The sequence below is a fragment of the Paractinoplanes aksuensis genome, assembly GCF_024137025.1.
Classification (GTDB): Bacteria; Actinomycetota; Actinomycetes; order Mycobacteriales; family Micromonosporaceae; genus Actinoplanes; species Actinoplanes aksuensis.
The window spans coordinates 432,339-453,903 of the sequence record NZ_JAMYJR010000002.1 but is presented as its reverse complement, the minus strand read 5'-3'; the positions used below and the strand labels follow the sequence as shown (position 1 = coordinate 453,903).

At 71.7% G+C, this 21,565-nt stretch carries 22 protein-coding genes; 11 read left to right on the top strand and 11 right to left on the bottom strand.

Annotation, left to right across the window (positions count from 1 at the left end):
• The first annotated feature begins 81 nt into the window (after window positions 1-81).
• A complete protein-coding gene (locus M1L60_RS04155; RefSeq protein WP_253235909.1) occupies window positions 82-561 on the top strand; it encodes a hypothetical protein in 480 nt (159 codons plus the stop codon).
• A gap of 100 nt (window positions 562-661) precedes the next feature.
• Here M1L60_RS04155 and M1L60_RS04150 read toward each other — a convergent pair whose 3' ends face one another.
• The 6 genes from M1L60_RS04150 to M1L60_RS04125 form a co-directional block, all read right to left on the bottom strand.
• Window positions 662-1,210 (bottom strand): hypothetical protein, encoded by a 549-nt coding sequence (locus M1L60_RS04150; protein WP_253235908.1) that lies wholly within the window; start codon window positions 1,208-1,210, stop codon window positions 662-664.
• 210 nt (window positions 1,211-1,420) lie between these two features.
• Complete coding sequence (locus M1L60_RS04145; RefSeq protein WP_253235907.1) at window positions 1,421-1,888, bottom strand: hypothetical protein; 468 nt, start codon at window positions 1,886-1,888, stop codon at window positions 1,421-1,423.
• A 44-nt stretch (window positions 1,889-1,932) separates the two neighbouring features.
• Window positions 1,933-2,160 (bottom strand): zinc-ribbon domain-containing protein, encoded by a 228-nt coding sequence (locus M1L60_RS04140; RefSeq protein WP_253235906.1) that lies wholly within the window; start codon window positions 2,158-2,160, stop codon window positions 1,933-1,935.
• Window positions 2,161-2,178: 18 nt separating this feature from the next.
• Entirely contained in the window at window positions 2,179-3,018 is an 840-nt protein-coding gene (locus M1L60_RS04135) for a P1 family peptidase (RefSeq protein WP_253235905.1), read from the bottom strand.
• A gap of 22 nt (window positions 3,019-3,040) precedes the next feature.
• Entirely contained in the window at window positions 3,041-3,682 is a 642-nt protein-coding gene (locus M1L60_RS04130) for an SRPBCC family protein (protein WP_253235904.1), read from the bottom strand.
• On the bottom strand, window positions 3,675-4,031 hold the full coding sequence (locus M1L60_RS04125) for an ArsR/SmtB family transcription factor (protein ID WP_253235903.1): 357 nt from the start codon (window positions 4,029-4,031) through the stop codon (window positions 3,675-3,677). Before M1L60_RS04125 ends, M1L60_RS04130 begins: the two co-directional genes overlap by 8 nt.
• A 119-nt stretch (window positions 4,032-4,150) precedes the next feature.
• Here M1L60_RS04125 and M1L60_RS04120 point away from each other — a divergent pair, with 119 nt between their 5' ends.
• From M1L60_RS04120 to M1L60_RS04100, 6 genes are all read left to right on the top strand, one after another.
• Window positions 4,151-5,017: an alpha/beta fold hydrolase gene (locus M1L60_RS04120; protein ID WP_253235902.1), complete on the top strand. Its 867-nt coding sequence runs from the start codon at window positions 4,151-4,153 to the stop codon at window positions 5,015-5,017.
• A gap of 82 nt (window positions 5,018-5,099) precedes the next feature.
• On the top strand, window positions 5,100-6,488 hold the full coding sequence (locus tag M1L60_RS04115) for an OFA family MFS transporter (RefSeq protein ID WP_308208423.1): 1,389 nt from the start codon (window positions 5,100-5,102) through the stop codon (window positions 6,486-6,488).
• Entirely contained in the window at window positions 6,485-6,583 is a 99-nt protein-coding gene (locus M1L60_RS48485; RefSeq protein ID WP_438862066.1) for an MFS transporter small subunit, read from the top strand. The genes M1L60_RS04115 and M1L60_RS48485 overlap by 4 nt, the downstream gene beginning before the upstream one ends.
• A 10-nt stretch (window positions 6,584-6,593) precedes the next feature.
• Window positions 6,594-7,052 (top strand): HAD domain-containing protein, encoded by a 459-nt coding sequence (locus tag M1L60_RS04110; RefSeq protein ID WP_253235900.1) that lies wholly within the window; start codon window positions 6,594-6,596, stop codon window positions 7,050-7,052.
• 101 nt (window positions 7,053-7,153) lie between these two features.
• Window positions 7,154-7,969: a trypsin-like serine protease gene (locus M1L60_RS04105; RefSeq protein WP_253235899.1), complete on the top strand. Its 816-nt coding sequence runs from the start codon at window positions 7,154-7,156 to the stop codon at window positions 7,967-7,969.
• 289 nt (window positions 7,970-8,258) lie between these two features.
• Window positions 8,259-9,446 (top strand): cytochrome P450, encoded by a 1,188-nt coding sequence (locus M1L60_RS04100; protein ID WP_253235898.1) that lies wholly within the window; start codon window positions 8,259-8,261, stop codon window positions 9,444-9,446.
• Here M1L60_RS04100 and M1L60_RS04095 read toward each other — a convergent pair.
• Complete coding sequence (locus tag M1L60_RS04095) at window positions 9,433-10,383, bottom strand: cytochrome P450 (RefSeq protein ID WP_253235897.1); 951 nt, start codon at window positions 10,381-10,383, stop codon at window positions 9,433-9,435. The genes M1L60_RS04100 and M1L60_RS04095 overlap by 14 nt on opposite strands.
• A gap of 37 nt (window positions 10,384-10,420) precedes the next feature.
• On the opposite strand from M1L60_RS04095, the gene M1L60_RS04090 reads away from it, so the two are divergent.
• Both M1L60_RS04090 and M1L60_RS04085 read left to right on the top strand, forming a co-directional pair.
• Window positions 10,421-10,672 carry an SRPBCC family protein gene (locus tag M1L60_RS04090; RefSeq protein ID WP_253235896.1) on the top strand — a complete coding sequence of 84 codons (252 nt, stop codon included), beginning with the start codon at window positions 10,421-10,423 and terminating at the stop codon, window positions 10,670-10,672.
• A gap of 94 nt (window positions 10,673-10,766) precedes the next feature.
• On the top strand, window positions 10,767-12,347 hold the full coding sequence (locus tag M1L60_RS04085) for a methyl-accepting chemotaxis protein (RefSeq protein WP_253235895.1): 1,581 nt from the start codon (window positions 10,767-10,769) through the stop codon (window positions 12,345-12,347).
• A 6-nt stretch (window positions 12,348-12,353) separates the two neighbouring features.
• On the opposite strand, the gene M1L60_RS04080 is transcribed toward M1L60_RS04085, so the two are convergent.
• A complete protein-coding gene (locus M1L60_RS04080) occupies window positions 12,354-13,868 on the bottom strand; it encodes a methyl-accepting chemotaxis protein (protein WP_253235894.1) in 1,515 nt (504 codons plus the stop codon).
• A gap of 100 nt (window positions 13,869-13,968) precedes the next feature.
• Here M1L60_RS04080 and M1L60_RS04075 point away from each other — a divergent pair, with 100 nt between their 5' ends.
• Complete coding sequence (locus M1L60_RS04075; protein ID WP_253235893.1) at window positions 13,969-14,724, top strand: PASTA domain-containing protein; 756 nt, start codon at window positions 13,969-13,971, stop codon at window positions 14,722-14,724.
• On the opposite strand, the gene M1L60_RS04070 is transcribed toward M1L60_RS04075, so the two are convergent.
• Together M1L60_RS04070 and M1L60_RS04065 are read right to left on the bottom strand one after the other, a co-directional pair.
• Complete coding sequence (locus M1L60_RS04070) at window positions 14,714-16,081, bottom strand: transaminase (RefSeq protein ID WP_253235892.1); 1,368 nt, start codon at window positions 16,079-16,081, stop codon at window positions 14,714-14,716. The genes M1L60_RS04075 and M1L60_RS04070 overlap by 11 nt on opposite strands.
• A gap of 63 nt (window positions 16,082-16,144) precedes the next feature.
• Window positions 16,145-16,804, bottom strand: coding sequence for a GAF domain-containing protein (locus M1L60_RS04065; protein WP_253235891.1), 660 nt, complete (start codon window positions 16,802-16,804; stop codon window positions 16,145-16,147).
• Window positions 16,805-16,918: 114 nt separating this feature from the next.
• On the opposite strand from M1L60_RS04065, the gene M1L60_RS04060 reads away from it, so the two are divergent.
• Window positions 16,919-19,135, top strand: a complete 2,217-nt coding sequence (locus M1L60_RS04060) for a putative bifunctional diguanylate cyclase/phosphodiesterase (protein ID WP_253235890.1) — start codon at window positions 16,919-16,921, stop codon at window positions 19,133-19,135.
• Here M1L60_RS04060 and M1L60_RS04055 read toward each other — a convergent pair.
• Window positions 19,132-21,525 carry a phosphoketolase family protein gene (locus M1L60_RS04055; RefSeq protein ID WP_253235889.1) on the bottom strand — a complete coding sequence of 798 codons (2,394 nt, stop codon included), beginning with the start codon at window positions 21,523-21,525 and terminating at the stop codon, window positions 19,132-19,134. The genes M1L60_RS04060 and M1L60_RS04055 overlap by 4 nt on opposite strands.
• Window positions 21,526-21,565: the final 40 nt, after the last annotated feature.

Sequence of the window (21,565 nt, the reverse complement as noted above, 5' to 3'; positions counted from 1 at the left end):
CATTTCCGTTGATGGCACGCGTAGTCACTACGAATTTACCGTTTGGGCGTCACAGAATCCGCAACCTCGTGGGAGATCCGAATGCGCACAAGACTGGCTGTAGTCGCGGCTGCGGCGGCGGTGGTGGCGACGGGAGCCGTAGCCGCTCCGGCCCAGGCGGCGACCGCCCGCTACTACAACAGCGACGAGACCGTGCAGATCGTCCAGAATCTCCTCAACGGAGCCACCGTCGGCTCGGTCACCTGCGGTATCACGGCAGTGGTCAACAAAATGAAGAAGTTCAAGGGCAGAGCCGGCCTGGCCTCGATCGCGGCCTACTCCGGCGAGATCAGCGCCAAGACGGCCGGCACCGCGGCGACCTGCAAGCTGGCGAAGCAGCTGGCCTTGGCCGCCGCTTGGACGGCAACGGTCGGCCGGGACGGGGCATCGGTCTACATCGAGGACAACACGCACACCGACAACTGCGGGATCGTCAGCAAGAAGGTCACCTTCAGCTACCGCATCGGCCCGTCGCCGGACCGCACCGTCCCCTTCTCGGGCAGCGTCAAAGTGCCCTGCTGACCAAGGCCGGTCAGCGGGGAGCGTCCGCCCGCCCGGTGGGCGCTCCCCGACGCGGCCGCGTCATAAGGCGCGGCAACGCGTGTGTTCCGCTGTTGTCTCGTCAGGTGTGCCGGCTGATCGGGTACCCGATCCCGGTGACAGCGTCGCCGACGTCGGTGAGGGCGGCGTCGGAGTCGAGTGCCTGCACCACGGCTTCGGTGAGCGGGCGCATGGCCACGACGTGCGCCACTGCGGACCGGTCCACTTCGATCTCGTGGTAGCCCCGGGCGAAATCGACGTAGCGATCGACAGTGTCGTCGGCCAGGATGGCGAGCCGTTCAGCGCCATCGGGACTGGTGTCGTACGAGCCTCGGGACGGCGGGAACGTGATGCCTCGGCCGACGTGCCAGCGGTCGTCATCGATACGTCGCCACAGCGCCGCGGTAGCGTCCAGCACGCCCTCGTTGCAGAACGCGGGCTCGCTCACGTACGGCAGGAACTGCGGTGGGAGGCCGTCGAGCAGACCGGGCCACAGCTCGTGATCGTTGTCGGCGTACGGCGTCATCTCGGACTCGTGATCGAAGACGCGGATGAACACGCCCACCTCGGAGAAGACGATGGAGTACTCGTCACCGCTGCCGTTGCTCATCAACGCGGCGTAAACGTTCACCCCGCGACCTTAGGACCCCTGCTTACCTCCGGTGACAAAGGATGCCGACGAGGGTAGGTGGACGTCGGGGTCACTGCCGGGCCGGCGGCCCATCGAGCGGCCAGGCGGGCGGGAGCGTTTCAGCAGCGTCCGCGGATGTTGGGGGCAGGCCGACCGGCAGCAGACGACCGAGCAGTGCCCGAGCGAGCCGTGGGTGTGCGGCCCCTGGAGTCAGGCTTGGAGGAAGGGCCGGACCGCTGCGGCCGGGGTCAGCACGGTGATGCTGGAGCCGTCCGTGAATGTCAGCAGCAGGCGGCCGGCCTGTTCGGTGGTCTTGGCCAGGTCGGCGGCGGGGCACTCCCAGCGCAGGTGCAGCGGCGCCTCGCCGCTGCCCCGGCGGGGGAGCAGGTCGCGCCACGACCCCGTGCCCCGGGCCAGCAACAGCAGGCGGCGGTCGGTGCGGGCCAGCACCCGTGGGTCGTTCACTGTGCGGATGTGGTCGTCGAGGGTGACGGCGCGGCTCTGCGGGCGCCCGTTCAACCCGCGCGGGGCCTCGGGAGCTTTCCGGCGCAGCCGCCAGGGTGACATCTCGCTGCCGGAGACGGGGGCGGTGGGGCGGCTGACCCAGATGGCGGCGGTCAGGCTCTCGCCGGGCTGCAGGTGGCCGGCCACGCGGGCCGGCAACTCGGGTGGCGTCACGGCATCAGTCGATCATGCCGATGGACGGGCAGATTCATCGGGCCTCAGGCCGCGACCAGTTCCGAGCGGGCCGCCTGGCGGGTGCGGCCGCAGTTGGTGCAGGTCACGAAGTGGCGGGCGGCCCGCACCGGGAACAACGGCACGAAGAACAGGCTGAACTTGGTCGTACGCCGGACCAGGGTCTGAGCCGCCGTCGCGCCGCACACCTCGCAGCGGGCTACCTGGTGGCCGACGATCGTGTCTTTGCTGCGGAAGCCGAAGATGAGGAACACCCCACCAACGGTAGCGACTCAGGGCACGGACGACCGGATGGCCGCGGCCATCACCTCCGACGTCACCGCCCGCAGGTGCTCCAGGTCGACCGTTTCGTCGAGCTCGCCGGTGGCCAGGGCGACCACCGCGTCGCCGTCGTAGCGGGTGTGGGCGGGGTGCAGGGCGCGGGCGAAGCCGGTGTGGGCGCTCCGGGCCAGCCAGTGGCAGGCGGTCTTGTCGAGCTTGGCGTCGGTCAGCACCACCGCGATCGTCGTGTTGACGGTGGGGAAGGGGGCGGCGGCCGGGGTCACGCCGGTCGGGGGGCCATCGGGGCCGATGACGTCGCCCCACGCGTTGACCGCGGCCAGCGCCACCACCGAGGCCGCTCCGGCCCGGCCGGACGCGTACCCGAGGCCGCTGGGGTCGAGTCGTTCGCGCCACTTGCCCGTGGTGGCTCCGGTGCCGGCGCCGACCCGGCCCGTGGTCTCGAAGGGGACGCCGTCGAGGGCGGCCTGGGCGGCCCGGCGGCCACCCCCGGCGAAGTCGGGCCGGTTCAGCGCGGCCACCGATGCATCGAACAGCGACAGGCCCACGACGATCGGGACCGGGCCGGCCGGGGTCGGCAGGCCCAGTCCCTGGGCGCGCAGCAGCGACATCACACCGTCGCCCGCGGCCAGGCCGAAGGCGGAACCGCCGGACAGCACCACCGCGTCCACCCGGTCGACCAGGCGCGTCGGCTCGAGCAGCGCGAACTCGCGGGTGGCGGGGGCGCCGCCGCGGATCTCGCCCGAGCCGACCGTGCCCGGTGGCGGCAGGATCACGGTGACTCCGGTGCCGTCGGAGGTCCAGTGGCCGGCGCGGGCCGAGAGCAGCGTCATGCCCCCAAGTATCCGGCGGAGATCAGTTCGGGGCTTCCTGACCGGTGTAGAAGGCGAACGTGCGCTCCCCGGCGGCCTTCGCGGCCGCCGGGTCGGTGCCGTCGGCGATCGAGGCCTCGACCCAGGCGTCGCTGGACTGGCGGTAGAACGACTTGCCCTCGGGGGTCTCGTGCCAGGTCTCCATCGCTTTCGGGTCGGGGGCCTTCGACGGGTCGGCCAGGTAATTGGCCAGCCCCAGGAAACCGCCGTCCCAGCCCACGCCGGTGGCGCCGGGGCCGAACTGGTCCCACCACTCGTCGGCCACGTGGGCCACGTGCTCGAGCTCGAAGCGGGTGGTGTCGCCCTCGGGCGTCAGCCGCACCTCGATCCAGCTCACCTGGCCCGCGAACTCCCACGTCGCGGAGTAGCCGCTGGGGCGGTCGCAGCGGGTGACCGTGCCGCCGGCGTTGCCGGTGAGCTGGTACTTGCCGCCCTCTTTGAGTTCGCCCTCGACCGGCAGGAACCAGCGGCTGATGCGCTCGGGGTTGGTCACCACGTCCCACAGGTCCTCGATGTCGGTCCGGTAGACCTGGCTGATCGTCTGGACCCGGGCCTCGCCCGCCTCGAGCGTGCGGCGGCCCTGTTGCCGGCGGACCTGGCTGATCTGGGTGTTGACGTCAATCACGGTGTTTCCCCTCGTCTTGTTGTAGGCGTCGCTGTCGTTTGCCCCGGGCCACCTCGGTCTCCAGGGCGGCCAGGCGGGGTGCCCAGAACCGGCGAAACTTGGCCAGCCAGGCGTCGGCCTCACGCAGCGCGGTGTCGTCGACCGCGTAGAGGCGGCGGGCACCCTGCGGGCGCACGGTGGCGAAGCCGTTGTCGCGCAGCACACGCAGGTGTTGCGACACGGCCGGTTGCGAGATCCCGAACTCGGCCCGGATCACGTCGGTGACGGCCCCGGAGCTCTGCTCACCCTCGGCGAGAAGCTCCAGGATCCGCCGCCGCACGGGATCCCCGAGCACATCGAACGCATGCACAGCCGTACGCTATCAGCTGGCTCTTATATAAGCCAGTGCTGAAACAGGTGGTTCCACCGATGTCCGCGCCCGGGCGATGCGGCATGCTGGTCGCGAAGGCGCGAGGAAGGGGAGCCACGGTGCCGGATCTGCGGGCCAACGGGATCGATCTGAGGTACGAGACTACGGGGGACCCGGCCCGGCCGCCCCTGTTGCTGATCATGGGGCTGGGGGCGCAGCTGATCGACTGGCCCGAGCGGTTCGTCGTCGCGCTGGCCCAGCAGGGCTTCCACGTGATCACCTTTGACAACCGGGACGCCGGGCTGTCGACCGCGTTCGACGACCTGCCCGCGCCCGACCTCGCCGCGATCTTCGGCGGCGACCCGGCCACCGTGCCGTATTTGCTCAGCGACATGGCCGCCGACGCGGCCGGCCTGATCAAGGAGCTCGGCCTGGAGCCGGTGCACGTGGTCGGCGTCTCGATGGGCGGCATGATCGCCCAGCAGCTCACCATCGACCACCCCGACCTGGTGGCCAGCCTCTGCTCGATCATGTCGATGACCGGCGACCGTACGGTCGGCCACGCCACGCCCGAGGCCGCGGCCGCCCTCATGAGGCCGCCCGCGACCACGCGCGACGAGATCATCGCCGGATCGATCGCGTCGTCGCGGGTGATCGGCTCGCCCGGCTATCCGGCGCCCGAGGCCGAGATCCGGCGGCGGGCCACGGCCAAGTACGAGCGCAGCTTCCGCCCGGCCGGGGGCCAGCGCCAGTACGCCGCCATCGTCGCCTCACCCGACCGCACGGCCGCTCTGCGGCAGGTCAAGACGCCGACGCTGGTCATCCACGGCGAGGACGACCCGCTGATCAACGTGAGCGGGGGCCGGGCGACCGCGGCCGCCGTGCCCGAGGCCCGGCTCGTCACCATCCCCGGGATGGGTCACGACATGCCCGAACCGCTATGGGCCGGGATCATTGAGGCAATCGTGGACAACACCCGCCGATAGCCCCCCGCTTGCCGCCCCGGGCGGGAGGGTCGATCATGAGGATCGATACCCTCCACCGGGGTTGGGAGGCGCTACCTTGTCCCTGCTCACCAGGCTCGACCGCGAACATTCCGTGGCGCCGCCCGGCTTCAGCCGCTGGCTGATCCCGCCGGCCGCCCTGTCGGTGCACCTGTGTATCGGCCAGGTCTATGCGACCAGCGTCTACAAGAACTCGTTCGTCTCGCACTTCGACGCCAGCCAGACCGCCATCGGCATCATCTTCAGCATCGCGATCGTGATGCTGGGCCTGTCGGCCGCGGTCGGCGGCACCTGGGTCGAGCGCAACGGGCCGCGCAAAGCCATGTTCGTGTCGGCCAGCTTCTGGGCCGTGGGCTTCCTGGTCAGCGCGCTCGGCATCAGCACGAGCCAGTTGTGGCTGGTCTACCTCGGCTACGGCGTGCTGGGCGGCATCGGCCTCGGCATCGGCTACATCTCGCCGGTGTCGACCCTGATCAAGTGGTTCCCGGACAGGCCCGGTCTGGCCACCGGCCTGGCCATCATGGGCTTCGGCGGCGGCGCGCTGATCGCCAGCCCGCTCTCGCGTCAGCTGCTCTCGTTCTACGACGACTCGTACGACCCGAACGTGGCCACCTCGGTCGCCTCGGGCGGGTCGCTGGTGGCGCTGTTCCTGACCCTGGGCATCGCGTACTTCGTCATCATGATGTTCGGCGTGGCCAACATGCGGGTGCCGGCCGACGACTGGCGGCCCGACGGCTGGGACCCGGCCTCGGTCAAGGCCAAGCCGCTGGTCACCACGGCCAGCGTGTCGGCCGCCAACGCGATCCGGACCCGCTCGTTCTGGCTGCTGTGGGTCGTGCTGTTCTGCAACGTGACGGCCGGCATCGGCATCCTCGAGCAGGCCAGCCCGATGATCCAGGACTTCTTCCGGACGGACGGCGTCTCCACCGTCGCGGTCGCCGCGGCCGGTGGGTTCGTGGGCGTGCTGTCGCTGTTCAACATGGCCGGCCGGTTCGCCTGGTCGTCGACTTCGGACGTGATCGGCCGCAAGCCCATCTACATGGTCTACCTCGGCGTCGGCGTCGTCCTCTACCTGCTGCTGGCCACCGTCGGCGACGCCGCGACCTGGCTGTTCGTCATCCTGGCGGGCGTTATCCTGTCGTTCTACGGCGGCGGTTTCGCCACGGTCCCGGCCTACCTGCGCGACCTGTTCGGCACGTACCAGGTCGGGGCCATCCACGGCCGGCTGCTGACCGCCTGGTCGGCCGCGGGCGTGGCCGGCCCGCTGATCATCAACGGCTTCCTGGACGCCGAGGGCAAGCCGGGCACGCTGACCAGTTCGGCCTATCAACCGGCCCTGTTCACGATGGTCGGCGTCCTGGTCATCGGCTTCGTGGCCAACCTGCTGATCCGGCCCGTGCCGGAGCATTACCACGAGCCGGCCAAGCCGCTCGAGAAGGAGGCCGCGGCATGAGCGCCCGTCTGGTGTTGTCCTGGCTGCTGGTGGCCGTCCTGCTCGGCTACGGCATCGTCCAGACCGTGATCACCGCGGCCAAGCTGTTCCAGTAGTTTCTCGACCGTGCCGGCGCCGCTGCTGTTCCTCGACGTGGACGGGACATTGCTCCCGTTCCGCGACCGGGGGAGGGCCGGCGCCGGCTCGGCCAATCCGCTGCCGGCCCGGCTCGACCCGGCCGACGGCGCCCGCCTGCTCGCCCTCGGCTGCGAGCTCGTCTGGGCCACGACTTGGAACGATGCGGCCAACGAGGAGCTCGCGCCCCGGCTCGGTCTGCCCGAGCTGCCGGTCGTCGCGTGGCCGGACGTGCCCGTCCGCGGCCTGCACTGGAAGACGACGGCCCTGATGCGGTGGGCCGGCGGGCGGCCGTTCGCCTGGCTCGACGACGAGATCAGTGACGTCGACCAATGGTGGGTGGCCGGCCAGTATCCGGCGCCGGCGCTGTTGCGGCGGGTCGACGCGGGTTCCGGGCTGGGAAAGACGGACTACGCGGCTGTGCGGGACTGGGTTCCACTTTTGAGGTAGGCGGATCGGCGGGCGAGGCGCGGTGGGTCGGGGGATTCCGCGGAGTGGCGTGCTGTTCGTAGCGTGAGGGCGTCACGGCGGAACGCGACGAGGGGGCCCGGGTGGTGAACACGCACAAATGGCGGCGGATCGCCTCGGTAGGCCTGGCCGCGTTCGTCGCGTGGGCGATCACCGGACAGGCCTCGGCACTGGTCGGGGCCCAGGCCATGGCCACCACCGAGGCGGGGATCGCGGCCGTGGTGCGGGTCGAGGCGGATCGGGGCTTTCTCGACGGCGGGCTCGCCTGCACGGGCACGCTGGTCGCGCCCCGGTGGGTGGTCACGGCCCAGCACTGCACGAACCAGCACCGCCGGCCCGGCCGGGGCTACCGGGCCCAGGACATGGTCGTGCGGCCCGCGGCGCCGGACGACACGCGGTGGGCCGTCGCCGCGGTGTGGCGCATGGACGGTTACGACAGTCAGAGCCTGGCCAACGACATCGCGCTGCTCGAACTGGCCGAGCCGGTCACCACCGTCGAGCCGGCCCGGATCGCGGCCCGCGCGTTGCCGACCGGCGCCACGGCCGAGGTGTACGGGTTCGCCGGGCGGCCGGCCCAGCACGCGGGCCGGGTGCGGGTCACCAGCCTGGCCGCGGTCAACAACGGGCCGTGCGTGTTCCCCGACCGCGAGATGAGCTTCGTGACCTCCGTCCATGGTGGTTCGTCACAGGGTGACAGCGGCGGGCCCATGTTCGTACGGCGTGATGGCGCTCTGGAACTGCAGACCGTCACGGCCGGGGCAGCCGACCGGCAGACGTGCGAGGCGCCCGACCTGAACCGCCGCCCGCAGTCGTGGGTCGGGATCTACAACCGGGTCGACCGGGACAGCCAGGCCGGCCGATTCCTGGCCGCACACCTTCCCCGTACCCCAGTGGGGTAGCCGGATCGGTCCGAACCGCACCCCCAACGCGAGGGGGTGGCGGGGTGGGACGGCCGATTCCGCCGCGGCCGGAAACCTCCATAGCGTGGACACGGCACATCGAACCTGATGAGGAGCCGGTCGGCGACACCACGGGAACCGGGGTCGCGACCGGCCGGCCGGGGTGACTGCCGCCGGGGGAACGCTCGTCCAGGCGCGCGGCGGCGGTCACAGGCCCGGGGTGGGCGGGCGGCGGGGCGGCGGCCCGCCCACCAACGGCCGGTGGCACGGACGGGTGATGATGGACGGCATGGACTACCAGACCGCGCTCGGTTCGCTGTTCTCCCCGGAGGGCCGCCACGACCCCTACCCGGCCTACGACGTCCTGCGGGCCCACGCTCCGGCGTTCCTGGCCCCCGACGAGCGCTGGTACGTCACCACCCACGCGCTGACCAACCGGCTGCTGCGTGACCCGGCCGTCCGGCTGGCCGACAAGAACGACTACGACCAGTTCTGGCCCGACTGGCGGCAGAACCGTGGTGTCGCGCCGGTCGTGCTCTCGATGCTGCAGACCAACCCGCCCGACCACACCCGCGTCCGCCGGGCCGCCGCGGCCACGTTCACCGCCCGCCGCGTAGCCGCCATGCGTGAGGTGATCGCGGCCCAGGCCGAAGAGCTGATCAAGGTCATGCCGGTCAGCGCCGACTTCATGTCCTCGTTCGCCTACCCGCTGCCGATCGGCGTCATCTGCGCGCTGCTCGGTGTGCCCGACAGCGACCGGGCCTGGTTCCGCAAGCACGCGGCCGACCTGACCGTGGTGCTCGAGCCGATCAGCACGATCGCCGAGATGCAGTCGGCCGACGCGGCCGGGCGCGAGCTCGAGGACTACTTCATCGGCCTCATCGCCGAACGCCAGCGCCACCCGCAGGAGGATCTGACCAGCGCCCTGGTCGCCTCGGGGGACAACCTGAGCGGCGAGGAGATGCTGGCCAACCTGGTGCTGCTGCTCGTGGCCGGCTTCGAGACCACGGCCAACCTGCTCGGCATGGGCCTGCACCTGCTGCTGGACCGCCCGGCCGAGGCCGAGCGGCTGCGCGCCGACCCCGAGCTCGCGCCCGCCTTCGTCGAGGAGATTCTGCGGTACGACTCCCCGGTGCAACTGACGTCCCGGTTCACCACCGAGCAGCTCGACCTGGGCGACGGCATCAGTGTCCCCGCCGGGGCCGGTCTGACCATGCTGCTCGGCTCGGCCAACCGTGACCCGGCCCGCTACGACGACCCGCACCGGTTCGACCCGGACCGCCCGAACATCCAGCCGGTCTCGTTCGGCGGCGGGGCCCACTACTGCCTGGGCGCGCCGCTGGCCCGCCTGGAGGCGCAGGTCGCGCTCCCGCTGCTGCTGACCATGCTGCCGCGGCTGGCCCTGACCGGCGAGGCCGAACGCCGCGACCGGCTGGTGCTGCGGGGGTTCTCGGCCCTGCCGGTCACGACCGGGTGAGCCGCACTTCCCGGTAACCCCGCAGCACGAACGTGGGCCGGTTGACCGGTTCCGCCGCCAGCTCGAGGTCGTACGCCAGCAGGGCCCGCAGGCCGGCCTGCAGTTCGATGCGGGCCAGCGGCGCCCCGAGGCAGAAGTGCAGCCCGGCCCCGAAACCCAGGTGCGGGTTGGGATCGCGGCCGACGTCGAACGTGTCGGGCGCGGTGAACACAGCCGGATCCCGGTTGGCCGCGCCGAGCAGCGCGGCGATCTTCGCGCCGGCCGGGATGCGTACGCCCGCGACCGTGACGTCCGCGGCGGCGGTCCGCACGAACATGTGCAGCGGAGAGTCGTACCGGATCATCTCTTCGCCGGCCGGGGCCAGCAGCGACGGATCGGCGCGGAGCCGGGCCAGCTCGACCGGATGCTGTAGCAAAGCCACGACCCCGCCGCCGAGCGCGTTGACCGACGCCTCGTGTCCAGCGTTGAGCAGCAGGATCGCCGTGGCCACGAGCTCATCCGCGGACAGCCCCGACACAAGATGGCTGATCAGATCGTCGCGGGGCTCGGCCGTCCGGAGCGCGGCGAGCCGGCGCAGGTAGTCGGTGAACTCCCGGCACGCTTCGAGGGCGGCCGCCTCGACCGCGGGCGTCCGCGACACCTCGTACATCCGCACGATCGCCGCCGACCACGGCCGCAGTCGGCCCCGATCGCCCTCGGGCACACCCAGCAGCTCGGCGATCACCGTGACGGCCAGCGGTTCGGCCACGTCGGCCAGCAGATCGAAGTCTTTCCCCGCTTCCCGTACGAGGTGATCGGCCGCTTCCCGCACGGCCGGGCCCAGCCGCGCGACGTGCCCGGTCGGCTCGTGCCAGGTCACCGCGCCCCGCTCGCGCAGCCGGGCCAGCCCCGGATACGGGTCCTGGATGAACTCGGGATCCGTGAAATCGACCGTCACCGCCACATCTTGAACGACCGGCCGGGGCCGGGCTAGCGTGAGGGACTTCTACTTCGAGACACCCGAGCTGAGCGAGGCCGAGGAGCAGTCGGTCAAATACATCGACGAGGTGCTGCAACAGCAGGACATCCGCATCGTCGAGAGCGCGCAGCGCGGCATGACCACCCCCGCCTTCGACCAGGGCCGCATCGTCTACGACCCCGCGGTCCCGGGCCTCTCCGAACACGGCGTCCACCACTTCCACGGCCTCGTGCTCGACGCCTACCGCCGCCTGGCAGGAACAGGCTGACAAACGGCTCAGCTTGCGGCCCTTTCATGCCGATCTGAGGTTTTGCGGAGCAAATCCGGTTCAAGGCCGGAGCAGAACCGGAGAGGCACGGGGTATGGGACTGGTCGGGGCGTTCGACAACCGCTCGCTGCGGACGAAGATCGGGACGGCCGTGCTGGCCGGCACGCTCAGCGGGGTGCTGGTGGGCGGGGTCGCGCTGGTCACCCTGCGCGGGCAGAACGCCGACGCGGCGGCCGCCCAGCGCTCGACCATCGCGGTCTCCCAGGCCACCGGGGCGTTCGCCAAGAACATCGAGTCGTTCGGCGGCAACACGTCGGCGGCCCGGCTCTACCCGGCGCTCAAGACCACGATCGAGCAGGGCATGGAGGCCAACAAGGCCGCCATCCAGGAGGCGCTGGCCAAGCTGCGCTCGGCCTTCGCCGGGGACGCGAACGCCACCGCGGTCGTCGACAAGGCGGCGGCCGACTGGGACGCGTTCCTGGAGTTCCTGCAGGTCGACTCGACCGGGGCCTCGGCCGCCGAGCTGCAGAAGGTCCTCGAGGACTACAACCGGCTCTACGCCGCGCTCGGCGCCGACCAGACCGCGCTGGCCGAGCTGGCCCAGACCCGCTCGGAAGCCGCCATCCACGACGCCGAGTCGGACACCACCGCCGCCGTCTGGACGATCGCCGTCCTGCTGGCGCTGGGTGTGCTGATCAGCCTGCTGCTGGGCTTCCGGGTGGCGGGCCGGGTCCGCAACACCGTCCGCGAGGTGGCCCGGGTCGCCGAGGGGCTGGCCGACGGCGACCTGACCCGGAGCTCGGGCGTGACCGTGCGCGACGAGGTCGGCCTGATGGCGGGCTCGCTCGACGAGGCCGTCGCCCGGCTGCGCCAGGACGTCGTGACGCTGGCCGGCAACGCCTCCACGCTGCACTCCGCAGCCGGTCAGCTGACCGCGGTCTCGGGCGCCGTCGACTCGGCCGCCTCGGACGCCTCGGTCCAGGCCGGCTCGGTCGCCGCCGCGGCCGACACCGTCTCGAACAACCTGCAGGTCGTCTCGGCCGGTTCGCACGAGATGGGCTCGGCCATCCGCGACATCAGCGTCTCCACCACCGAGGCCTCCGAGGTGGCGGTGCAGGCGGTCGAGGTCGCCTCGGCCACGAACGCGATCGTGGCCCGGCTCGGCGAGTCGTCGAGCGAGATCGCCTCGGTGGTCAAGACGATCACCGCGATCGCCGAGCAGACCAACCTGCTCGCGCTCAACGCCACCATCGAGGCGGCCCGGGCCGGCGAGTCCGGCAAGGGGTTCGCGGTCGTCGCCGGTGAGGTCAAGGACCTGGCCCAGGAGACGGCCAAGGCCACCGAGGACATCGCGCGCCGGGTGCAGGCCATCCAGAGCGACACCGGCGGCGCGGTCGCCGCGATCGGCGAGATCTCGTCCATCATCGAACGGATCAACGGCATCCAGATGACCATCGCCTCGGCCGTGGAGGAGCAGACCGCGACCACGCAGGAGATGAACCGGACGCTGTCCGAGGCCGCGTCGAACGCCGGCAACATCGCCGCCACGATCGGCGGCGTGTCGGAGGCGACCCAGCGCACCACGGCCTCGGTCGGCGAGACCCGGCACGCGGCCGACGACCTGGCGACGACCGCGAGCCAGCTGCAGACGCTGGTCTCGCGCTTCCGCTACTGAACAGGCTCAGTGCTCGAAGGCGTGGGCCATCGAGGCCTGCTCCTCGAGCACTTCGCTGATCCGGGCCTGCACGGTGTTGATCTGGGCGATCGTGTCGCTGGTGGTGCGGATGCCGGAGGCCACCGACTCGGCGCTCGACTGCAGGGCCGCGATCTGCTCGGAGACCTTCTTGGTGGCTTCCGCGGTCTCGCGGGCCAGCTCCTTGACCTCGCCCGCGACGACCGCGAAGCCCTTGCCGATCTCGCCCGCCCGGGCCGCCTCGATGGTGGCGTTGAGGGCCAGCAGGTTCGTCTGATCGGCGATCGACGAGATGATCTGGATGACGTCGCCGATGGCCGCCGACGCGTCGTTGAGCGCGGCGACGTCGCCGGTCATGTCCGAGGCCCGGCTCACCGCGTCGTCGGCCACCCGGCTCGCGTCCGAGGTGGCCGTGCGCAGCCGGGACACCGTGTCGAGCAGGGACCGGGCGTTGCCGGCGGCGATCTCTGCCCCGCGCACCACGTCGAGGCGCTGCGACACGAGCTGCTGCACGTTGCGCAGCGCGTCCATCCGTGAGTCCGACAGCTCGACGAACTCGGTGGTGAAGAAGTCCATCGTGCCGACGATGCGGTCGCCGCTCGAGATCGGGAAGCAGACCCCGGAGCGGACGCCGGCCCGTTGTGCCGCGGGCGCCCGCACGCAGTCGGTGAGCTGCCCGATGTCACGGACGAAGACCAGGTCGCGGGCCCGCCAGGCCCGGCCCGACAAGCCGACCCCCTCGGCGAACGTGGCAGCCAGGGTGACCTTCTTGAACTCCTCGCCGGCGTCGCCCGACTCGACCATGAAGCGCAGCACGTTGTCCTGTTCGTCGATCTGCCAGTACGAGCCGTAGGCCCAGTGGAAGGCCGTCCGCACGGCGTCCAGGGCGGACCGCAGCGCGACCGACGAGTCCGAGGTGTGCCCGAGGGCGGCCACGACATTGGTCACGGCCAGCCGGTCGTCGGCCACCTGTCGGGTGTAGTACGCGGTCAGCGCGGCCACCCGGGCCTGCTCGGCGACCCGGCCGATGGCGCCCCACTTGCTGATCAGGGCTGAGTCCGGGGCGGCGTCGCGCGATGCGTAGTACTCCATCACCGCAGTCACCTTGTGGCCCGTGGTGATCGGGACCGCCGTGCCCGACAGGGCGCCGCCCCGGTGCGCCGCGGCGAAGCGCGGATCGGCGACGGCCGTCGAACCGGTCAGGTACACCGCGTGGTTGCTGCGGATCGCCTGCTGGACGACACCCGACACCCCGCCGCCGAGCGAGCCGGCCAGCTTGCCGCACTCGTACTCCAGCCGGGGAGTGCCGTTGTCGATGATCCACACCGCCACGTACAGCAGGTCGTAGAACTCGAGGTACGTCGAGGCGTAGATGCGCCAGCTGCTCGCCTCGTCCGTGGCCGACTCGAGGTTGTTGACCAGCTCTTCGAGCGCCTCGATGTCGCGCGGAGGCGTGCGCTGCGGTGCGGCCTCGTCCACCGTCCGCTTTCCGAACAGACCCATGACGTCAGGCTACGGAGTGTTATGCGGTCTTTAAGGCCCAATCGCGAAACACCGACCCCGCCCCCGCACAGATCGGCGAGAACCAATACGGTGCGTCCCCATGGGTGTTCGTGACCTCTTTTCGCCCGCGCGGACGCCGCGCCGGGCCGGTGACAAGATTCAGCGCGGCGTGTCCGTGTTCGTGGTGGGGCTGCTGTTCGCCATGACGCTCGTGTCGGTGCTGCTGGCGCTGGCGAGCAGCGACGGCGGGGCCGGCGTCACCGCTTTCCTGCTGTTCGTGGCCGCGGCCGCGGTCGGCGCCGGGCTGGGCTTCCTGTTCGGGCTGCCGAGGGCCCGGGCCGCCGAGGCGAGCGAGGCCGCCGCCAACGACGGGCGGGCCGCCACCTTCTATCTGACCAACTCGAACCTGATCAAGGTGTCGGACTGGCTGACCACGATCGTCATCGGTCTCGGCCTGGTCAACCTGGGCAAGGTCGTGCCCAGCCTGCGCAGCCTGGCGGGGGCGCTGCACGACCCGTTGGGCAGCACGGCGTACGCGGGTGCGGTGGGCATCTCGGTCTTGATCATCGGACTGCTGGCCGGGTTCATCCTGAACTACCTGTGGACCAGCATCCGGGTCCGCGAGCTGCTGGAGGAGGCCGAGCGTCAGAACCAGCAGACGGTGCCCGACCTGAGCAACCAGACGCTGGGCGAGGCCAAGCAGGCGGCCAGCCGCAGCAACGTGACGCTGCTGGTGCCCGACGGCGTGCCCGACAACGCGCTGGTGACCCGGCAGGCCGTGCCGCCGGGCGCGACCGTGCCGAGCGGCACCGCGGTGGCCGTCAGCACGGTCGAGATGCCCGACCTCAGGCCGTGAGCTCGCTCAGCGCGTCGGCGAAGATCGAGTGGTGGCGGTCGACGTCGGCCGTGGTGGTCTGCGGCGCCATCAGCGCCATGTTGTGGAACGGGGTGAGCAGCACCCCGCGGTTGGCCAGGTAGACGTGCAGGAAGTCCTCGAGCTCGGCGTCCGCGGCGGCCGCCGACTCGGTACCGTTGCGCGGGGCGGGGTCGGCGAACCGGTACTCGACGCGAGCGCCGAGCCGGCTGACCGACCACGGCAGCCCGTACCCCTCAATGATCTTGCGAAGCCCGGTGGCGAACGCGGTCGCGGTGGCGGTCATCCTCTCGAACGCCTGCTCGGTCAGCACCTGGTCGAGGCAGGCGCGGGCGGCAGCCATCGAGACCGGGTTGCCGGCCAGGGTGCCGCCGACCCCGCCCATGTCGACCAGGTCGAGGTCGGAGCGGCCGAGGATGGCCCCGGCCAGATCGGCGCTCAACCCGTACGCCCCGATCGGGATGCCGCCGGCGATGGCCTTGCCGATCGTGAGCACGTCGGGAGCGAGGTCCCAGGCCGCGGTGGCCCCGCCCGGCCCGGCCGAGAACGTGTGCGTCTCGTCGTTGATCAGGTAGGTACCGTACTTGCGGGTCAGCTCACGCACCCCGGCCAGGTAGCCCGGCTCGGGCAGCACGATGCCGATGTTGGTCAGCGCCGGTTCCATGAGCACGGCCGCCACATCGCCGTGGGCGAGCTCGGCCTCCAGCATGGACAGGTCGTTGAACTCGGCGACCCGGCTCGTCGCGGTCACGTCGACCGGCGCGCCGACGTTGCCCTCCCGGCTCGTGCCGCGCCCGTCGGGCCCGACCACGATCAGCGACTCGTCGACCGAGCCGTGGTAGCAGTAGCTGTTGACCAGGATCTTCGGCCGCCCGGTGACCGCCCGCAGCAGCCGGATGGCCCACCGGTTGGCGTCGGTCGCGGTCAGCGCGAAACTCCAGTAGGGCAGCCCGAACCGGCGGCTCAGCTCGGCGCCCACGGCCGCCGCGTCCTCGGTCGGCATCATCGTGGTGGCCCCGCCCAGCGTGGCCAGCCGGTGGTTGACGGCCTCGACGACCGGCGCGGGGGAGTGCCCGGCCATGGCCCCGGTGTCACCCAGGCAGAAGTCGAGGTACTCGTGGCCGTCGACGTCGGTGATCCGGTTGCCGGAGGCCCGCTCGAAGTAGACCGGGAACCCGGCCGCGGTCTTGTTCATCCAGGTCATCGGCACCCGCCCGAACAGGTGGTCGGCCCGCTGATAAGCGGCGGCCGACCGGGGCCGCCGCTCGGCGAAGACACCGCGCTCACGGGCGGCCAGCCCGGCCAGCAGGGCGCGATCAACTCCGGATTCCGTCGTCATGGCGAGACGCTACCAATGTTCCGATCACGGAAGCGAGCCCCTACGAACGATTCCGCAGCAGCTTCAGGATGCCGTGAGGGCCCGGGCCGCGCCCGCCGCCACCAGTTCCGGCATGCCGTGGCGGGGCGAGGGCCGGCGGTAGTGCAGCGACAGCACCCCGTACAGGACGCCGTAGGAATCCAGCAGCGGATACGAGTAGACGGCCCGGACGCCCGCCGCCCGCACCGTGTCCAGGATCGCCCGGTCGCCGAAGACCGGGCTCCGCAGCACGTCGTCGATCAGGACGGCCTCGCGGGTCGCCGCCGCGACCGACCAGGCGGTGACCCGGTCGCCGCCCAGACCGTCGAAGAACGCCAGGTAGTCGTCGTCGAAGCCGCGCTGGCCCTGCCGGTGCAGACCGGCCGTCGCCGCGTCGTAGCCGCGCAGGTCGCAGAAGTCGGCCCGCCCGGCGACGAGGGCCGATTCCAGCACCGCCTCGGCGATCGTGGGCCGGTCGGCCAGCGCCAGGAAGCCGGGGTCGAGAAAGCCCAGCCCGTTGCGGCCGGCCCCGCGGCGCAGGTCGGCCAGCAGCCGCCGGCGGGTCTCCGCCACCTCGGCGTCGATGGCCCGCTGGTGCAGGTGGGCCCGCATCTCGGCCACCTGCAGCTCGATCCGCTGTCGTTCGGCGACGGCCCATCGCAGCTCGGCCTGCGCCCGCGCGTCCGCCGGGACCTGGGAGCCCATCGTTCGATGGTTGCCCGCCCGGCCCGGCGCGTCCAGCCCCCGGCTCCGGCCGGGATGTCGTGTGAAGTCCCTCGCACCGGCTCAGATCGGGGCCGGGCGGTCCGATGACCCGTCGTGCGGCACGGACGGCTCTGGTTCTGGTGGCTCGCGGCCGGGATGGTCGCGGCCGCCGTTCATTTCGTGCTGCCCGAAGGCAGTGTCGTGGCCAGCATCGTGTACGACCTGATCGGGGTGGCCACCGCGGCCGGCATCCTGATCGCGTTGCGCCTGCACCGGCCCGAGCGCCCGGCGATGTGGCGCTGGCTGGCGGCCGCGCAGATCACCTTCGTGGCCGGCGACCTGACCTACGAGTTCTACGAGAGCGTGCTGCACCGGTCGCCGTACCCGTCGTTCGCCGACGTGTTCTATCTCGGCTCGTACCCGATGCTGTTCGCCGGTCTGTTGCTGCTGGTGCGCCGGCACCGCAGCGAGTCCGGCGACCTGATCGACGCGGCCATCGTCGGCACCGGGCTGGGCCTGGTGTTCTGGCTGTTCGTGCTCTACCCGGTGGCCGCCGACTCCGGCACCTCGACGCTGGAGCACATCACCACGGTCGCCTACCCGGCGGCCGACGCGATGGTCATCGGCCTGCTGGCCCGCCTGTTCACCGGCGGCGGCACCCGCTCGACCAGCGCCCGGCTGCTCGTGGCGGGCGCGGTGCTCATGCTCGTGGCCGACATCGCCTTCGCCGTCCTCCCGCTCTACACGTCGGCCTCGACCCACCTGGCCGACCCGGTCTTCCTGCTGGCCTACGTCTTGTGGGCGGTGGCCGCGCTGCACCCGTCGATGGCCGGCGAGCGCGGCGGCGAGGTGCGGGTGGCGGCCCGGGTCGGGCCGTCCCGCCTGCTGCTGTTCGGCGGCTGCGCGCTGCTGGCCCCGGCCCTGCTGCTGATCCCGCGGATCGGCGGCGACCCGGTCGGCCGGCTCTCGGTCGCGGTCGGCGCGGGCGTGCTGGTGCTGCTGGTCATCGCGCGGATGTCCGGGTTCGTGTTCGAGGTGCGCCGCCAGTCGGCCGAGCTGACCCGGGCCGCCATGCAGGACCCGCTGACCGGGCTGGCCAGCCGCCGCCGGTTCGAGCAGGAGCTGGGCGAGGCCCTGGCCGCCGGTCGCCCGCAGATCGCGCTGCTCGGCCTCAACGGCTTCAAGAACGTCAACGACGAGCTGGGCCGGCCGGTCGGCGACCGCGTGCTGGGCTCGCTGGCCGCCCGGATGTCGGCCGCGGCGCCGGTCGGCGCGCTGGTGGCGCGGATCGGCGGCGACGAGTTCGCGGTGCTGCTGACCGACGCCGACGCCGGCCAGGCCCGGGCGGCGGCCGCGGCGCTGGCCCACGCGCTGGGCGCGCCGGTGGCCGAGGGCGGTCACGAGCTGTACGTCGGGGTCGCCATCGGACTGGCCGGGGGCACCGGCGTCAGCCCGGTCGAGCTGCTGCGGCAGGCCGAGTCGGCGATGTACGCGGCCAAACAGACCGGTGAGCCCGTACGCCGCTGGACCCCGGCCCTGGACGAGCGGGCGGGCGAGTTCGTCCGGCTCGGCGCCGAGATCCGCACCGCGCTCGACCTGGGCCAGTTCCGGGTCGTCTACCAGCCGATCGTCGAGCTGCCGGCCGGGCGGGTGGCCGCGGTCGAGGCCCTGGTGCGCTGGGAGCACCCGGTGCGCGGGCTGGTCAGCCCGGCCGCGTTCATCCCGGTCGCCGAGCGCAACGGCCTGATCGTCGAGCTGGGCGAGTGGATCCTGCGCACGGCCTGTCACCGCCTCGCGGCGTGGCGGTCCGACCTGGGCCCGGCCGCCCCCGACCGGATCAGCGTCAACGTCTCGGCCCGCCAGCTGGCCCGCCCGCACTTCGCGGCGACCGTGGCGGCGGCCCTGGCCGACAGCGGCCTGCCCGCGTCGTGCCTGGCCGTCGAGGTCACCGAGACCGCCGTCTTCGAGGGCGGCCAGGCCGTGGTCGCGCTGCACGAACTGCGCGCGCTCGGCGTGCGGATCGCGCTCGACGACTTCGGCACCGGCCACTCGTCGCTCGGTCTGCTGCAGACCGTGCCGGTCGACATCCTCAAGGTCGACAAGTCGTTCGTCGACAACGTGACCGAGGCCGGCCGGCCCACGGTCATCGCCGACGCGCTCTACCAGGTGAGCGCGGGCCTGGGGCTGGTCGCGGTGGCCGAGGGCGTCGAAACGGCCGAGCAGGCCGAGGCCCTGCACCGGCTCGGCTACCGCTACCTGCAGGGCTACCACTTCGGCCGTCCGGTGGCCGAGCCCGACTTCACCCCGGCCACCGTCGTCGTCCTGGCTTAGGACGCCGCCCAGTCGCCCAGCGCCCAGTCGCGGACCTCGGGCATGTCCTCCAGGTGTTCCACCACGTACTGCTCGTGACGGGCCAGCTGGGACTCGCACCACTTCTTCAGGTCTTCGGCCCCCTGGGGCAGCCGGCGCGCGTTGTTGATGGCGTCGATGACCAGGTGGTAGCGCGAGGCCCGGTTGCGCACCGTCATGTCGAACGGGGTCGTCGTGGTGCCCTGCTCGATGAAGCCGCGCACCCGGAACCGGTCGGCGTCGGGCCGGCCGTGCACGAGCTGGTGGATCGCCCCCGGGTAGCCGTGGAACGAGAACACCACGTCGACCGTGTCGGTGAACAGCTCGGTGAACAGGGTGTCACTCATGCCGTGCGGGTGGTCCTTGCGCCGCACCAGCGTCATCAGGTCGACGACGTTGACCACGCGCACCCGCATCCCGGGCAGCTTTTCCTTGAGGATCTGGGCCGCGGCCACCGTCTCCATGGTCACGACGTCGCCGGCGCAGGCCATGATGATGTCGGGGTCGCTCGTGCCGTCGTCGGTGCCGGCCCAGTTCCAGATGCCGGCGCCGCGGGCGCAGTGCTCGATCGCCTCGTCCATGGTCAGCCACTGCAGCTGCGGCTGCTTGTCGATGACGATCAGGTTGATGTACGACTTCGACCGGAAGCAGTGGTCGGCCACCGAGAGCAGGCAGTTCGCGTCCGGCGGCAGGTAGACCCGGCTCACCGTGCCCCGCTGGGTCAGCACGTTCTGGATCAGGCCGGGGCCCTGGTGGCTGAAACCGTTGTGGTCGTTGCGCCACGCCGTCGAGGTGAGCAGCACGTTCAGGCTCGGCACCTTGGCCCGCCAGGGCAGGTGGTCGGCCTCTTCCAGCCACTTGCCGTGCTGGATGGTCTGCGACGCGCTGACCATGGCGAACGCCTCGTAGGTGGCGAACAGGCCGTGCCGGCCGGTCAGCGTGTAGCCCTCGAGCCAGCCGTGGCAGTTGTGCTCGGACAGCACCTCCATCACCCGGCCGTCGCGGCCGAGGGCGTCGTCGCCGGGGTACACCTTTTCCATGAAGGCGCGGTCGGAGACCTCGAGGACCGCGCCCAGCCGGTTGCTGTTGGTCTCGTCGGGCGAGAACAGCCGGAACCGGTCGGGGTTGTTGCTGTAGATCTCGCGCATGAACTCGCCGAGCTTGCGGGTCGACTCGGCCCGCAGCGTGGCCGGCGCCTTGACGTCGATGCCGTAGTCGCGGAAGTCGGGCAGGTCGAGCTCGCGGGTGAGCACCCCGCCGTTGGCGTGCGGGCTCGCGCTCATCCGCAGGTCGCCCTCCGGGTCCTGCTCGCGCAGCAGCGCGGTGGGCGCGCCGTTCTCGTCGAAGAGCTCCTCGGGCCGGTACGACTTGAGCCAGGTCTCGAGCAGGGCCAGGTGTTCCGGGTTGTCGCGCACGCCGGACAGCGGCACCTGGTGGGCCCGGAACGTGCCGGTGACCTGGACGCCGTCGACCTCTTGCGGGCCCGTCCAGCCCTTGGGGGTGCGCAGCACGATCAGCGGCCAGGTCGGTCGGGTGCCGTCCCAGTCGCCGTCGCGGGCCGAGCGCTGGATGGTGCGGATGCGGCCCCAGGCCTCGGCCAGCGCGGCCGCGAACCGGTGGTGCATGCCGGGAACGTCGTCGCCCTCGACCTCGATGACCTCGTAGCCGTGACCGCTGAGCAGCTCGCGCACCTCGGCCGGGTCCTTGCGGCCGAGCACGGTAGGACCGCTGATCTTGGCCCCGTTGAGGTGCAGGATCGGCAGCACGGCGCCGTCGCGGGACGGATTGAGGAAGGACACGCCTTTCCACGAGCCCTCGAGCGGGCCGGTCTCGGCCTCGCCGTCGCCGACCACGGCGATGGCCAGCAGGTCGGGGTTGTCGAAGACCGCGCCGAACGCGTGGACCAGCACGTAGCCCAGCTCGCCGCCCTCGTGGATCGAGCCCGGGGTGGTCACCGAGACGTGGCTCGGGATGCCGCCGGGGCTGGAGAATTGGCGGAACAGCTTGCGCAGGCCCTCCTCGTCGCGGGTCACCTCGGGATAGACCTCGGAGTAGGTGCCCTCGAGGTAGCCGGCGGCGACCAGGGCCGGGCCGCCGTGGCCGGGGCCGGTCAGGTAGATCGCGTCCTGCCCGGTGTGGCGGATCAGGCGTGAGACGTGGGCGTAGACGAACGACAGGCCCGGGCTGGTGCCCCAGTGGCCGAGCAGCCGCGGCTTGATGTGCTCAGCTCGCAACGGCTCGCGCAGCAGCGGGTTGGCCTGCAGATAGATCTGACCGATGGTCAGGTAGTTGTTCGCCCGCCACCAGGCGTCGAGGCGCGCCAGATCGGCCTCGTCGAGCGTCGGCAACAGGTCGGAGACAGCCGTGGGCACAGGCTCGTCCTCTCACTTCGCGGTCGTTGACGGTCACGCT